The sequence below is a fragment of the Pseudomonas sp. HLG18 genome (assembly GCF_051903985.1).
GTDB lineage: Bacteria > Pseudomonadota > Gammaproteobacteria > Pseudomonadales > Pseudomonadaceae > Aquipseudomonas > Aquipseudomonas fluorescens_BT.
Window position 1 is genome coordinate 1,454,169 of the sequence record NZ_CP195831.1, and the last position, 13,557, is coordinate 1,467,725.

General features: G+C 62.8%; 13 protein-coding genes. 8 read left to right on the forward strand and 5 right to left on the reverse strand.

All coding sequences use genetic code 11. The features are described from left to right. Positions 1-123: 123 nt before the first annotated feature. The gene (locus ACSPX5_RS06615; RefSeq protein WP_207867542.1) at positions 124-1,089 is read left to right on the forward strand and encodes a quinone oxidoreductase family protein; all 966 of its coding nucleotides are present in this window, start codon (positions 124-126) and stop codon (positions 1,087-1,089) included. Here the strand turns inward: ACSPX5_RS06615 and ACSPX5_RS06620 are convergent. Next, positions 1,076-2,305, reverse strand: a complete 1,230-nt coding sequence (locus ACSPX5_RS06620; RefSeq protein ID WP_439821227.1) for an MFS transporter — start codon at positions 2,303-2,305, stop codon at positions 1,076-1,078. The genes ACSPX5_RS06615 and ACSPX5_RS06620 overlap by 14 nt on opposite strands. 217 nt (positions 2,306-2,522) lie before the next feature. Here ACSPX5_RS06620 and ACSPX5_RS06625 point away from each other — a divergent pair, with 217 nt between their 5' ends. The 4 genes from ACSPX5_RS06625 (at position 2,523) to ACSPX5_RS06640 (ending at position 6,319) form a co-directional block, all read left to right on the forward strand. Next, positions 2,523-3,869, forward strand: coding sequence for an epoxide hydrolase family protein (locus ACSPX5_RS06625; protein ID WP_207867546.1), 1,347 nt, complete (start codon positions 2,523-2,525; stop codon positions 3,867-3,869). Between the two features lie 71 nt (positions 3,870-3,940). Further along, positions 3,941-4,984, forward strand: coding sequence for an alpha/beta fold hydrolase (locus ACSPX5_RS06630; RefSeq protein ID WP_439821228.1), 1,044 nt, complete (start codon positions 3,941-3,943; stop codon positions 4,982-4,984). A 24-nt stretch (positions 4,985-5,008) separates the two neighbouring features. Next, positions 5,009-5,518, forward strand: coding sequence for a cytochrome P460 family protein (locus tag ACSPX5_RS06635; RefSeq protein ID WP_207867550.1), 510 nt, complete (start codon positions 5,009-5,011; stop codon positions 5,516-5,518). 24 nt (positions 5,519-5,542) lie between these two features. After that, positions 5,543-6,319: an alpha/beta fold hydrolase gene (locus ACSPX5_RS06640; protein ID WP_064382021.1), complete on the forward strand. Its 777-nt coding sequence runs from the start codon at positions 5,543-5,545 to the stop codon at positions 6,317-6,319. Between the two features lie 46 nt (positions 6,320-6,365). On the opposite strand, the gene ACSPX5_RS06645 is transcribed toward ACSPX5_RS06640, so the two are convergent. Beyond that, on the reverse strand, positions 6,366-7,580 hold the full coding sequence (locus ACSPX5_RS06645) for an MFS transporter (RefSeq protein WP_207867553.1): 1,215 nt from the start codon (positions 7,578-7,580) through the stop codon (positions 6,366-6,368). Positions 7,581-7,714: 134 nt separating this feature from the next. Between ACSPX5_RS06645 and ACSPX5_RS06650 the strand changes: the two genes are divergently transcribed. From ACSPX5_RS06650 to ACSPX5_RS06660, 3 genes are all read left to right on the forward strand, one after another. Continuing rightward, complete coding sequence (locus tag ACSPX5_RS06650; protein ID WP_207867555.1) at positions 7,715-8,530, forward strand: AraC family transcriptional regulator; 816 nt, start codon at positions 7,715-7,717, stop codon at positions 8,528-8,530. Positions 8,531-8,664: 134 nt separating this feature from the next. After that, the gene (locus tag ACSPX5_RS06655; protein ID WP_064595644.1) at positions 8,665-9,414 is read left to right on the forward strand and encodes a creatininase family protein; all 750 of its coding nucleotides are present in this window, start codon (positions 8,665-8,667) and stop codon (positions 9,412-9,414) included. A gap of 66 nt (positions 9,415-9,480) precedes the next feature. Beyond that, positions 9,481-10,899, forward strand: coding sequence for an aldehyde dehydrogenase family protein (locus tag ACSPX5_RS06660; protein ID WP_439821229.1), 1,419 nt, complete (start codon positions 9,481-9,483; stop codon positions 10,897-10,899). Positions 10,900-10,956: 57 nt separating this feature from the next. Here the strand turns inward: ACSPX5_RS06660 and ACSPX5_RS06665 are convergent, their stop codons facing one another. The 3 genes from ACSPX5_RS06665 to ACSPX5_RS06675 form a co-directional block, all read right to left on the reverse strand. Then, positions 10,957-12,390: a catalase gene (locus ACSPX5_RS06665; RefSeq protein ID WP_207867561.1), complete on the reverse strand. Its 1,434-nt coding sequence runs from the start codon at positions 12,388-12,390 to the stop codon at positions 10,957-10,959. A 136-nt stretch (positions 12,391-12,526) separates the two neighbouring features. Further along, positions 12,527-12,943, reverse strand: a complete 417-nt coding sequence (locus ACSPX5_RS06670; RefSeq protein ID WP_207867563.1) for an organic hydroperoxide resistance protein — start codon at positions 12,941-12,943, stop codon at positions 12,527-12,529. Between the two features lie 40 nt (positions 12,944-12,983). Continuing rightward, on the reverse strand, positions 12,984-13,388 hold the full coding sequence (locus tag ACSPX5_RS06675) for a hypothetical protein (protein WP_439821230.1): 405 nt from the start codon (positions 13,386-13,388) through the stop codon (positions 12,984-12,986). Positions 13,389-13,557: the final 169 nt, after the last annotated feature.

Here is a 13,557-nt window from a genome sequence, read left to right on the forward strand (position 1 = left end):
CGCCGCGCAGCCTTGCCCCTGGTTTCAACATCCTTCGATGTTGATTGAAGACAACGTGACGTCCGCGCTCCTGCCAGCAGAACGGCAGCAGGACAGGTCGTCCCTGTAACAGGGCAGAACATTATGAAAGCAGTCGTAATCCAGGCCTTTGGCGGGCCCGAAGTCTTGACGGTGCAAGACATTCAACTGGCAGAACCGGGGCCGGGACAGGTCCTGGTCAAGGTCATGGCGGCAGGTATCAACTTCATGGACACCGGTGTTCGACGGGGCCTCGGCGCCGCGTGGGAGCTGCCGCTGACGCTGGGTGCAGAAGGCGCCGGCATCGTCCAGGCCACTGGCCCGCAGGTGACAGAGTTCGCTGCCGGTGACCGCGTAGCCTGGCACTACGTGCCGGGCAGCTACGCCGAACAGGTGATCGCCCCGGTCAGTCAGTTGGTGCCGCTGCCGGACGATATCGACTTCGCCACGGCCGCCAGCCTGATGATGCAGGGCCTGACGGCCAGCAATCTGGTGGACAAGGTGCATGCGATCCAGCCGGGTGACGTGGCCTTCGTGCACGCGGCGGCAGGTGGCGTGGGGCTGATGCTGACCCAGTTGATCAAGTTGCGAGGTGGCAATGTCATTGGCCGGGTGTCCCACGCCGACAAAGTGGAGGCGGTGCTCGCGGCCGGGGCTGACTATGTGGTGATCGGGCGGGCGCAAAACATTGCCGGTCAGGTCATGCGCCTGACCGACGGGCAGCGGGTGAATGTGGTGTACGACGGCACCGGTGCGGAGGGGTTCGCCGACTCGCTGGAGCTGCTGGATTATTTCGGCACCCTGGCTTTGTACGGACCGTTCATGAATCCGACCCCGCCGATCGATATCTTCAGCGTGCCGCGCAGCATCAAGCTGACGTATCCCTCGGTCATGCACTACGTGCGTGATCGCGAGGTACTGCTGGAAAAATCCCGGCAACTGTTTGCGTGGGTCAGTGCCGGCAAGCTGAAAACCTTCATCGGCAATCGTTATTCACTGGACGAGGTGCAACAGGCCCATCGTGATATCGAGTCGCGCAATACGACGGGCAAGCTGATCATCGTCCCTTAGTGCTGCGCCAGATCAGCAGGGCCGCCAGGACCTGGCCACCGGCGAAGAAAGTGAACAGGTCTTGTGCGGTCCATCGGGCATCCAGCAGAAAACCGGCGACCACCGGCGAAATGATCGCCCCCAGACGCCCCATCGCCAGCACCACGCCGACGCCGGTCGTGCGAACCGAAGTGCAGAACGCCTGGGGGGCCAGGGCATACAGCGCGGCGACCGCACCATTGAGCATCAAGCCCAGCGTGACGGCGACGAGCGCGGCCACACCGGGTACGTGTGAGGCCGGCATCATCAGAGGCAGCAGGGCGGCGTTGAGCAGCAAAAAAACCGACAACAATCGCCGGCAGCCGAAACGATTGGCCGCCAGCCCCAGCAACAGCGCGCCGAGCATACCCCCAGACGCCAACAGAACTCCGATTTGCGCGCCTTGCCGATCGGTAAAGCCGTTGTGGACCAGCAGACTCGGGGTCCAGCTCATCACGAAGTAAAAGCAGAACATCAGCAGAAAGAGCGCCAGTGCCAGCGATGTGGTCTGTTGCCACTGACCGGGCGAAAACGGCCGGCTGGCGTTGTCAGGCGACGTTGAAGAGACAGGTGCGCGGTGTTCAAGTGCCAGAAATGAAGGCGACTCACGCAGCCAGAAGACCCCGACCAACGCCGCCGCCAGCGTAATGCAGCCACCGGACAGAAAGACATACCGCCAGCCCATGACATCATTGAGGACATGCGCCAGCACACCGCCCAGACTGGCACCCATGGCAAAGGCGAGAGATTGCAGGGCGATGGCCAGGTTGCGCCGCAGCGGGCTGGCGTGTTCGAACGTCATCACGTTTGCGCCTACCAGCACCGCCCCCGTGCCGATGCCGGTCAACAAACGCAGGAACATCAGCACGTGATGATTCGGGCTCCAGAACGACAGCAACATGCTCAGGCCACTGAGCAGCAGGCCGGCGAGCAATAGCGGTCTGCGCCCGAAGCGGTCGGCCCTGGGCGCAGCCAGCAGCGAACCGAGCGCCATCCCGATCAGACTTGCGCTCAGCAACAAGCCCAGTTGCGCGCCGTTCAATGCCCACTGTGTCGAAACCCGGCTGGCGGTGAAAGCCATGGCCATCACGTCCAGCCCATCGATCACGTTGAACAGCATGCACAGCCCGATCACCCACCACTGTGAGGTGTTTGATGGTGTGCCGCTCAGGTGTTCGAGCGCCGATTCCCCACGCATCCGCAATCCTTGTTCCGGTCTGTCATTCAAATGGGCCTTTTCCCCCGCCGCATTCTGCCCGTTAACCGTTGCTGAATTCGAGCGCGATTTTGCGCGCCTGGCCAACGCGTCATACCAAGGTATCGACCGACACCATCGTGTAATCGCCCCGCTGGCAGCGCGGTGGTCTGATCCGATTGGCGATGCCTTTCGAATAATGACTACAAGGAGATCCATCATGGTTGCGGTTACGTGCGGTTTCACATGGCGCCATTGCCTGGCGTCAGCCATCAGAAGAGGGGCCCTGGGCCTTGCCGTGCTGGCAGGCAGCAGCGGCGCCTGGGCCACCAGCCCGATAACCGATCAGTCGCAGACCATTCGTCCGTACCACGTTCATGTGGATGAAGAGAAATTGTCTGATCTGCGCAAACGCATTGCCGACACCCGTTGGCCGGACAAGGAAACGGTCGGCGACGTGTCCCAGGGAGTGCAACTGGCGCAGGTCCAGGCGTTGGTGAAGTATTGGGGCGATGGCTACGACTGGCGCAAGGCCGAAGCCAAGCTCAATGCCTTGCCGGAGTTCGTGACCACCATCGACGGCGTCGACATTCAGTTCATCCACGTGCGCTCACGCAACCCCAACGCGATGCCGCTGATCCTGACTCACGGCTGGCCGGGTTCGCAGTTCGAATTCCTCAAGACCATCGGCCCGCTGACCGATCCCGTGGCCTATGGCGGCAAGGTCGAGGACTCGTTCGATGTGGTGATTCCGTCGATTCCCGGCCATGGTTTTTCCGGCAAACCGACCGAGCTCGGCTGGGGCCCTGACCGAGTGGCGAAGGCCTGGGATGTGTTGATGAAACGTCTGGGCTACAGCCATTACGTGTCTCAGGGTGGCGATCACGGTTCGGTGATTTCCGATGCACTGGGTCGCCTGGCGCCGCCCGGTTTGCTGGGCATCCACCTGAACATGCCGGCTACCGTGCCGCCGGAACTGGTCAAGCCGATCAACAGCGGCGACCCGGCGCCAGCGGGACTGACCGCGCCGGAGGTGACGGCCTTCAATTCGCTCAGCCAGTTCTTCGGCCGCAACGCCGCCTATGGCGCAATGATGGTGACCCGGCCGCAGACCATCGGCTATCTGCTGGCGGATTCGCCCGCCGGTACAGCAGCGTGGATGTACGAAAAATTCGCCGCGTGGACCGACAGCGACGGTCAGCCCGAGAAAGTCCTGAGCCGCGATGAAATGCTGGATGACATCAGTCTGTACTGGCTGACCGACAGCGGGGCGTCGTCCTCCCGTTTCTACTGGGAGAACAACAACAATAACTTCAGCGCCGCCGCGCAGAAGACCGCTGACATCAAGGTTCCGGTGGCGATCACCGTGTTCCCGCACGAGATCTATCGTGCGCCGAAAGTCTGGTCGCAGCGTGCCTATCCATCGCTGGCCTACTTCAGCGAAGTCAGCAAGGGCGGTCACTTCGCGGCATGGGAGCAACCGCAACTGTTCAGCGAAGAACTGCGCGAAGCCTTCCGGCCACTGCGTGCGGCTGCCCAGAAAACCGCGGCTCAGGCAGCGCGCTAACCCTTCAACCCGCAAGCCCTTCAACACCAAGCCCGGAACCGTCGCCCGGCGGTTCACGAGGGAGACTCGGCATGACTGACTCTAACGCTGTAACCCAATCCCGGCGCGTGCTCACCGTTTCGATGCTGGCGCTTGCGCTGGGCATTGCCTCGGTGCACGCCAACGCCGCCGAAGTGCCCACCGGCAAGATCGACGCCATTACCGCCGGCACCAATGTTTCGTTCGGCGCGCTGAAACACGTCAAGGCCGGACTGCTGGACGTGTCCTATGCCGAAGTCGGTCCCGCCGACGGTCCGGTGGTCATCCTGTTGCACGGCTGGCCTTACGACATCCACAGCTACACCGATGTGGCGCCGGCGCTGGCGCAGAAGGGCTATCGGGTGCTGATTCCCTACGCGCGCGGCTATGGCGACACACGTTTCCTGTCTGCCAAAACCGTGCGCAACGGCCAGCCGGCGGCGCTGGCCAAAGATCTGATCGACTTCATGGACGCCCTGAAGATCAAACAGGCCGTGCTTGGCGGCTATGACTGGGGCGCGCGTACCGCCGACATCGTTGCAGCGCTCTGGCCCGAGCGGGTGAAGGCGCTGGTGGCGGTGAGCGGTTACCTGATCGGCAGCCAGGAAGCGGGCAAGACGCCGCTGGCGCCGGCGGCGGAGTTGCAGTGGTGGTATCAGTTCTACTTTGCGACCGAGCGTGGCCGTCTGGGCTACGAAAAGAACACCCACGACTTCGCCAAACTGATCTGGCAGCTGGCCTCGCCGAAGTGGACCTTCGACGACGCGACTTACGAGCGCAGCGCCGTCGCGTTGCAGAATCCGGATCACGTCGCGGTGTCGATCTTCAACTACCGCTGGCGCCTGGGGCTGATCAAAGGGGAAGCGCAATACGATCCGCTGGAGAAAAAACTCGCGGCATTCCCCTCGATCAGCGTGCCGACCATCACTATGGAGGGCGACGCCAATGGTGCGCCGCACCCACCGGCCGAGGCCTACGCCAAACGCTTTACCGGCAAGTACGAGTACCGACTGATCAGCGGCGGCATCGGCCATAACCTGCCGCAAGAAGCGCCGCAAGCGTTCGCCCAGGCGGTGATCGATGCCGATCATCTCTGATTGCCGGCCGAAGGGGATCCGACCATGAAACTCAACCATTGGGCCGTGTTGCCAGCGGCCATTGCGCTCGCGGCACTGGCGGCTACCGGTGTCGCATTGGGCGAGGCCGATGACGGCGAAGCCTCGCCGATCTACGGCGTGAAGCTTCCGAAAAACTATCGGCAGTGGGCGCTGATTGCCCCGGCCCAGGAAGCCGCGCCGCTGGATGAACTGCGCGCGGTGCTGGGCAACGACCGGGCGGTCAAGGCTTACCAGAGCGCAACGCTGCCGTTTCCCGACGGCACGGTGCTGGTGAAGCTGGCGTGGAAACACGTGCAGTCGCCGGAGTTCGAGCCCGCCTCGATTCCGGGGGCGGCCACCACCGTTCAGGTGATGGTCAAGGACTCGCGCAAATACGCCTCGACCGGTGGCTGGGGATTCGGCCGGTTCATCAACGGCAAACCCGCCGACGAAGCCCAGCACCAGACCTGCTTTGCCTGCCATCAGGCGCGGGTGCAGAACCACGATTTTGTCTTCACTCGATACGCTCCCTGAATCCGTCATACGAGGAACATCCAGATGAAAAAAACACTGATTGCACTGAGCATCGCTGCGGGCCTGTGCCTGGGCGCCAATGCCTTCGCCCAAACCGCCAAACCCACGGTGGTGCTGGTGCACGGCGCGTTTGCCGACGCGTCGAGCTGGAACGGCGTGGCGAAAATTCTCGAGAAGGATGGCTACACGGTGATTGCCGCCGCCAATCCGCTGCGCGGCGTCAAGAGCGATGGCGCAGCGGTATCGGCATTGTTGAGCAGCATTCAGTCGCCGGTGGTGCTGGTCGGTCACTCCTATGGCGGCAACGTCATCAGTGATGCGGCCAACGATCATGCCAATGTCAAAGCGCTGGTCTACGTCAGCGCCTTTGCCCCTGAGGCCGGTGAAACCGTCGCCGGGCTGGCCGGCAAGTTTCCCGGCAGCACCCTCGGGCCAACGCTGGCGCCACCCGTTGCGCTGGCCGACGGCGGCAAGGACTTGTACATCCAGCAGAGCAAGTTCCACGATCAGTTCGCCGCCGACGTCCCGGCTGCACAAGCGGCGCTGATGGCCGCGACCCAGCGCCCGGTCACCGAAGCTGCACTGAACGAGCAGGCCGGAACGCCTGCCTGGAAGCACATTCCGTCGTGGTACATCTACGGCGACAAGGACAAGAACATCCCGCCCCAGGCGATGGCGTTCATGGCCAAGCGTGCAGATGCCAAGGCAGTTGAAGTGGTGAAGGGCGCCTCGCACGTGGTAATGGTGTCGAACCCGGCCCCGGTGGCCCGGCTGATTGAAAAAGCCGCGGCCGCCAACTGAAAACCTGCGACGTGCCGCAGCGCGTCGCAGGTCTGTCACCTCCCGCTCAGGCAACGGACACCTGCGGCGATGGTGCCGGTACCAGTCTGAGCAGGGGGGTGATGCCGAGCATCAACAGCAGTACCGCGAACAGTAAGATGTACGCCGGGCCATAGTGTCCGGCGTATTCGCGCAGGGCACCGAACAGCAGCGGCCCCAGCGCGGCAATCAGGTAGCCGATGAACAACATGAACACCGTCCACAACCCGGCCTGCTCACTGGTGCTGGCGTGATCCAGCGGCAAGGTCATGGCCACGGTGAAGCCCATGCCCAGCCCGATGGCCGCGAGCACCACGTACAGCATCGGCCAATACGCCGGCAGGAACGCCATGCCGCCCACCCCCAGCAGGGCCAGCAACGCCGACACCCCCAGCAGACCGCGCCGGTCGTGGGCCCTGCCCGGAATCAGTCCCGCCCCCACGCTGGCCACGGCGAACACCGCCGTAAAAATACCCAGCAGGACGCCCGGGGAAACACTCGACGTGGCCGCTTCCACCGAGGCAGGCGCCATCCAGGCGAAGAGGGCGTAGACCACGAATTGACCGGCACCGAAGTTCAATGCGATCAACCACGCCTGCGGATTGCCCCAGGGCAGACGTTTGCTCGGGTTCGACGGCGATTTCACTGCGGGCACCGGTATCGCAAAGCGCCGTGCCATCCACACCCAACTGGCGATGGCGGTGAGGCATGGCACGCTCCAGAACCCGGCGCTGACCCGCCAGTCCTGCGCCCGCTCGGCAATCGGCGCGCTGAGCACCGCCGCGAGGGTCGCGCCCAGACTCAGGCCGCCGGCGTAGATGCCCATGAACAACGCCGGCCGTTGTGCAAAGTGGGTCTTGATCCACGCGCCGGTCATCGCGCCGGCAACCGCAATGCCGATGCTGGCGAAGAACGTACTGCCAAGCAGAAAAAATGCATTCGGCGAAATCGCCCGCAGCAAGGTCGAGGCACCCAGCAGCGTCAGTGCAACCACTACACTGCGATCGATCCCGAAGCGCCTGGCCAGGCTCGGAACCACCAGCGCGAACACGCCCATGCACACGTCAGGAATCGAGGTCAGCAGCGCCGCCTGGGTGTAGCTCAACTGGAAGTGCTGCTGGATCAACAGCAGAATCGGTCCCACCGAAATGATCGGCGGCCGCAGGGCGATGGACAGGATCAGCAGGCCGATCACCGCCGTGACGCTCTGCTGGTGGCCGGAGAGATTGCGGGTGATTGCCATGGGGAAGGCCTCATTGATGAACAATGAGCGCAAGGCTAACAATGGGCCGGCCATGGCAAATGCCAGGGTTTGTCGCCAAAGTGACAATCGCAGCTTTACCACGATCAAGGTCTGTTTTCAGGAGCTTCCATCCGATGAAACGAGAGGTGCGCAAGGTCATTGCCAGGCGTGAGTCCGCACCGCGCAGCGAACGTTATCCCGACTATCAGGATGTGCCGCGGATGATGACCGTGCTGGTGCGCGATCAGGCCACCGGCGAGTACAACGAACCGCACGTGCATCGGCACGGGCAGTTGTTGTATGCCTCGAGCGGCGTAATGCGAGTGGCCACCGAGCGCGGGTTGTGGATCCTTCCACCGAAGCGGGCCCTGTGGATTCCGCCCGGGGTGATCCACGACCAGTTGATGCTCAGCGCGGTCAAGATGCGCTCGATCTACATCGAACCGCAGGTCTGCGCAGGGCTGGGCGATCACTGCAAAGTGCTGGAGATCCCCGGATTGCTGCGCGAGTTGATTCTGGCCCTGGCCGAGCAGCCGATCGAATACCCGCAGGAAGGTCGCAACGAGCACATCGTGGCCCTGATACTCAGTGAGCTGCAGGCGGCCCGGACGCTGCCGATCGAAGTGCCGTGGCCGGTCGACAGGCGACTGGTCACGGTGTGCGAGGCGATTCTGCAGGACCCCGGACAAGACCATTCGATCAGCTTTTGGGCAGACCGGGTCGGTGCCAGTTCGCGCACGCTGATACGCCTGTTCGTCAATGAAACCGGCCTGAATTTCCGCCACTGGCTGCAACAGGTGCGGCTGGCGACCGCCATCGATCGGCTCGACAAAGGGCTATCCGTCGGGGTGATTGCCCGGGATCTGGGCTACGCCAGCCAAAGCGCCTTCAGTGCGATGTTCAGACGGGTGATGGGCGAATCGCCCCGTGAATTTCTCGTCCGCGATTAGGGCGTTCGGGTGATTCCGATACCTTCGTATTCTGTCGTCGAAGGGAGGCGGGTGGTATCAATGACGCTGCTGTTGCAGGTGCACTGAACACCCACCCTCGTTCCGAGAGGAACCTTCGAAGAGTGAGAATCCTGATGCTTTTATACCTATCGACCTGGTCCGAAATCGCCCAATTCCTCGAACGCAGCCGCACCATCGTCATCCCGATCGGTTCCAACGAACAGCACGGGCCGACCGGCCTGTTGGGCACCGACTGGATGTGCCCGGAGATCATCGCCCATGAAGCGCAGAAAAACGCCGACATCCTGATTGCCCCGACCTTCAACATCGGCATGGCGCAGCATCACCTCGGTTTCCCCGGCACCATCTCGCTCAGGCCCTCGACCTTCATCGCCGCCATCGCCGACTGGACCCGTTCGCTGGCCGCCCACGGCTTTGAAAAGATCTTTTTCCTCAACGGCCACGGCGGCAACATCGCTTCCATTGAAGCGGCGTTTTCGGAGCTGTACGCCGAAGCGAGTTTCGCCCGACGCAAAGCCGGGTTCGCCCTGAAGCTGTGCAACTGGTGGGATCTGGAAGGGGTCAACGAGCTGGCACGCGAGCAGTTCCCGACCGGCCACGGCATTCATGCCACGCCTTCTGAAATCGCCGTGACCCAATGGGCTTACCCCGATTCCATCAAGTCGGCGGACTACTCACCGCAGATCGCCAACTGGGGGCCGATCCGTGAAGCGGCGGATTTCCGTGCCCGTCACCCGGACGGCCGCATGGGCTCTGACCCGGCTCAGGCTTCGCCGGAAAAGGGCCGGCAATTGGTGGAAATGGCCGCTCGCGGTCTGGTGCAGGAGGTGCAAGCCTTCAGCCGCGAATCCTTACCTGACTGAACCCTCGCCCTGATCAACGCCCGGATTTTCCGGGCGTTGCTGTTTCAACCCTTGGGGAAAATCGCCATGTGGACTATCAAGCACAGCTACATCGATGGTGCGTTCGTACCCGTTCAGGGCCGCGAATCCATCGAATGCATCAACCCGGCGACGGAGACCGTCATCGGAACGGTCACCCTGGCCAATCGCGACGATGCCAGGCAAGCCATCGCCGCCGCCCGGCGTGCGCAAGTCACGATGGGCCGCACCTCGAAAGCCGAGCGCATCGACATGCTCAGGCGCCTTCAGGCGGCGGTGCTTGAGAGCACCGAAGACATTCGTGACACCGCCATTGAAGAATACGGCGCACCGTTGGCCCGTGCGCAATGGGTCAGCCAGTACGCGTCGCAGTCCTTTGCCAACACAGCGCAAGTGCTGGAGAACTATGAGCTGGCGCGGCCCGTGGGCCGTGCAAGGGTGGTCATGGAGCCGGTTGGGGTGTCGGCGTTGTTCGCGCCCTGGAACAGCACCGCCGGTACGGTGTGCAGCAAACTGGCGGCCGCCATTGCCGGCGGCTGCGCCTCGGTCATCAAACCGAGTGAACTCAGCCCGTTGCAGACCCAGGTCCTCGCGCTCGCCTTGCACCGTGCGGATCTGCCCAAGGGGGTGATCAATATTGTCCTGGGCCGTGGGAGTGATGTGGGCGACGAGATCAGCACCAGCCCGCACGTCGCGAAGGTCTCGTTTACCGGCTCCACCGCCACCGGAAAACTCATCGCCCGTGCCGGCATCGAGACGATGAAACGGGTGAGCCTGTCGCTCACCGGCAAGTCGGCGTCCATCGTGCTCGACGACGCGGATCTCGAAGCGGCCATCCCCATGGCACTGAATGCCGCCTTCATGAACAACGGTCAGGCCTGCGTTGCCGGCACGCGGCTGCTGGTACCGCGCGGATGCTTGCCGCAGGTGGTCGAGCAGGTGAAAAACCTGGTCGACGCGACCGTGGTCGGCAACCCCCGGGACCCGGCGACCGCCATCGGCCCGTTGGTCAACCAGGCGCAGTTTGATCGCGTGCAGGGCTTTATCCGGCGCGGGCTGGAGCAGGGCGCGCGATTGATTGTCGGCGGGGAGGGTCGGCCTGCCGGCCTGAGCCAAGGCTATTTTGTGAAACCTACGGTGTTTGCCGACGTCAGCAATGACACGGACATCGCCCGGGAAGAGATTTTCGGCCCGGTGCTGTCGATCATCGCTTATGACGATGAAGAAGACGCCATCCGCCTGGCCAATGCCAGCGTCTACGGTTTGCAGGCCTATGTGTTCACCCGCGAGGTCGAACGTGGCCGACGCATGGCGGCGTGCCTGGAGGCCGGTTCGGTGTTGATCAACCGGATCGCCCCGGAGCTGCTGGCACCGTTTGGCGGTGTCAAGCAGTCGGGGATCGGCAGGGAATTCGGGCTGTCAGGACTGGAAGCGTTTCTTGAAGCGAAAAGCATCGTAGAGGACTGACCTCGGCAGCAGGGCAAACAGGATCATTCCTGCTTGCCCTACTTACGTCATTGCGGATCAGCCCAGCGCTTCGATGGCCTGCGCAACGCCTGCACCGTACGCCGGATCGGCCCGGGTGCAGTTATCGATGTGGCGTTGCCGGGTCTGGGCACTGGCGCCATGAATCGAGCGCGCCGTGTTCTCGAACAAGACCTGTTGCTGGGCGGGGGACATGGCCCGAAACAGCGCGCCCGGTTGCGAGAAATAGTCGTCGTCCTCGCGGTGATTCCAGTGCCCGGCGCTGCCTTTGAGGGCCAGCGGTGGTTCGCTGAAATCCGGTTGCTCGGCCCACTCGCCATAGCTGTTGGGCTCGTAGCCGAGGGTGCTGCCCGCGTTGGCATCGGTGCGCATCTGGCCGTCCCGGTGATAGCTGTTGACCGGGCAGCGCGGCGCATTCACCGGAATCTGATGGTGATTGACGCCGACGCGATAACGCTGTGCATCGCCGTAGGAGAACAGGCGAGCCTGAAGCATTTTGTCCGGTGAGAAGCTGATGCCGGGCACCACGTTGGCCGGGTTGAAGGCCGCCTGTTCGACGTCGGCGAAGTAGTTGTCGGGGTTGCGGTTGAGCTCAAGCACGCCGACTTCGATCAGCGGGAAATCCGCGTGGGGCCAGACTTTGGTCAGGTCGAACGGGTTGATCGAGTAGGTTTCGGCATCCAGTTCCGGCATGACCTGCACGTAAAGCTTCCATTGCGGGAAGTGGCCTTCCTCGATGGCGTTGTACAGATCGCGCTGGGCGCTTTCGCGGTCATCGCCGATCAGGGTCGCGGCCTGTTGGTCGGTCAGGTTCTCGATGCCTTGTTGAGTTTTCCAGGTGAACTTCACCCAAAAACGCTCGTTCGCCGGGCTGATGAAGCTGAAGGTGTGGCTGCCGAAGCCGTGCATGTGGCGATAGGTGCGCGGCAGGCCGCGGTCGCTCATGACGATCGTGACCTGGTGCAGCGCCTCGGGCAGCAGCGTCCAGAAATCCCAGTTGTTGCGGGCGCTGCGCATGTTGGTGCGCGGGTCGCGTTTGACCGCATGGTTGAGGTCGGGAAATTTCAAAGGATCGCGCAGAAAGAACACTGGCGTGTTGTTGCCCACCAGGTCCCAGTTGCCTTGCTCGGTATAGAACTTGATGGCGAATCCACGGATGTCACGCTCGGCATCCGCCGCGCCACGCTCACCGGCCACGGTCGAGAAGCGGACGAACACTTCGGTGGTCTTGCCCACGCTGGAAAACAGTCTGGCTTTGGTGAAACGGGTGATGTCGTGGGTCACGGTGAAGGTGCCGAACGCACCCGAACCCTTGGCGTGCATCCGCCGCTCGGGGATGACCTCCCGATCGAAGTGCGCCAGTTTTTCCAGCAACCATACGTCCTGCAACAGCATCGGGCCTCTTGGGCCGGCGGTCTGTACGTTGTTGTTATCAACCACGGGCGCGCCCGCGGCAGTCGTCAGCTTGTTCATGCGCAACTCCTGGCTTTTGTCGGTTTCCCGCCATCACATCAAAAGCCCCGGGCGCGATCTATTGCACCATGGTGTCGCCGGATAGTACGAAGGTGTGGTTGGAAGACGGTGCGTTTTGGTGTCGGCGGGGGACAGATCAGGCGAGGGTGATGCTGACCTTGATGTTGTTGCGCGTGGCCTTGGAGTAGGGGCAGTTCTGGTGCGCCGCGTCGATCAGTTGTTGCGCCACTTGCGGTTCGATCTGCGGCAGTGACACCGCCAGTTTCGCTTGCAAGAAGAACCCTTGCTCGCCGTGGACCAGGTCGATTTGAGCATCGACCCCGGCCATGGCCGGAAAGACGATCTTGCGCGCATTGCAGGCGTGGCGCAGTGAGCCGAGGAAACAGGCTGACCAGCACACGGCAAACAATTGCTCGGGGTTGGTTCCGATGCCGGGCGCACCCGGTGGAGAAAGCTTGAGATCCAGTCGGCCATCGTCACTGCGTCCTGTGCCCTCGCGACCTCCCGTGGTGCAGGTGTGCGCGGAGTAGAGGGTTTTTTCGATATCGATCATGGGCATTCCCTGAAGAGCATTTCACAGCGTGGAGGGCGGTTCATGTGGCCCGTGTGGGTTCATGACATTCGCGTGCAGGCGCACCCGCCAGCGCGTCGGCCGTGGCCATGGCGTCAGCATCGCGATGGCCCAGGTTGTCGAGCAGGGTCGAGCGGGCGATCTCGATCAGCCAGGCGCGAAACGGAAAGCTCGGGTCATGGGTGGCCTGTTCCTGATAGAGCGCCCTGAAGGCTTGCTGAACGAGGCTGCCGGTGTCTTCGAGACGGATCCGCCCGGCCTGCACCTGACCTTCGTAGAAGGCGACGAGTAACGGTGTCACCGTCGCGAACAGCTGTTGCGCCTCACCCCGGCCATGCCTGACGGCCCCCGCGACCAAGGCATACAGTTCGTCGTTGCCGAGCCGGTCAGCCTCGCACAGGCAATTGTGGCGATAACCTTCAGCCATGATCGGATCCCTCGCAAAACCATCGTTCGACTGAGCGCGGCTGCCGAAAAGATTTGCAGGTGGCCCGGCGTTCAGCGGTGAGATTCAAGCCTGCCTTCACACCCGATTGACTGCCAGTTATGCGTTGTTAGCGCTTGTTAGCGCTTGAAGCCTGCCGCGTTTCGCACGC